We start from the raw sequence: 744 nt of genomic DNA, 5'->3' as shown, positions 1-744 counted from the left end.
TCCACGCGTACCCATCCCGAACACGACCGTTAAGACCTCCAGCGCCGATGGTACTTGGACCGAAGGGTCCTGGGAGAGTAGGACGTTGCCAAGCGCAACCCATTATTGGGTTCACAAAATCATATTAATGTTATGGGCCCTTAGCTCAGCTGGTTAGAGCGCACCCCTGATAAGGGTGAGGTCGGTGGTTCGAGTCCACTAGGGCCCACCATATATATCCCATAACGAACGCTTTTTGGGATGCGCATGGGGCCATAGCTCAGCTGGGAGAGCGCCTGCCTTGCAAGCAGGAGGTCAGGAGTTCGATCCTCCTTGGCTCCACCATAACAACTATTGCTTCCAACACTTACCGGTTGATTGGTAATGACGGAAATGATATGATAATCTTCCGCCGGTTAAACGGCGTGAGAATTTGATCTTTGAAAACTGGATAAACGAAACGAAATTTGCGTTTTAGAACAATCCTTTTAGCTGAAAACTTGTGTCAAATCAAGTTTGAACTAATAGTGGCTGTGCGAAGGTTTTGTGATGATCGATCCTTTGCGAGTACGTGAGTCAGGGCGAAAGCCCGAGACGAAACGACGAGCAACAGAGCGAGCAGCGCAATACCAGAGCATCATGGTTAAGCTACTAAGAGCACACGGAGGATGCCTAGGCGCTAGGAGCCGAAGAAGGACGTGGCGAACAACGAAACCGCCTCGGGGAGCTGTAAGCAAGCTTTGATCCGGGGATATCCGAATGGGG

At 50.7% G+C, this 744-nt stretch carries 2 tRNA genes and 2 rRNA genes; all 4 read left to right on the top strand.

The features are described from left to right. A 5S ribosomal RNA gene (gene rrf / locus ACFQ3W_RS26015) occupies positions 1-94 on the top strand; the annotation flags it as partial. 40 nt (positions 95-134) lie between these two features. Beyond that, positions 135-211: transfer RNA gene (locus ACFQ3W_RS26010), tRNA-Ile, on the top strand. A 37-nt stretch (positions 212-248) separates the two neighbouring features. Beyond that, positions 249-324, top strand: a tRNA-Ala gene (locus tag ACFQ3W_RS26005). Between the two features lie 296 nt (positions 325-620). After that, positions 621-744 (top strand): 23S ribosomal RNA (locus ACFQ3W_RS26000); the annotation flags it as partial.

This window comes from Paenibacillus puldeungensis, from assembly GCF_042678945.1.
Taxonomy (GTDB): domain Bacteria; phylum Bacillota; class Bacilli; order Paenibacillales; family Paenibacillaceae; genus Fontibacillus; species Fontibacillus puldeungensis.
Note: the sequence above shows the minus strand (reverse complement) of the source record. Positions and strands in the feature narration are given on the sequence as shown.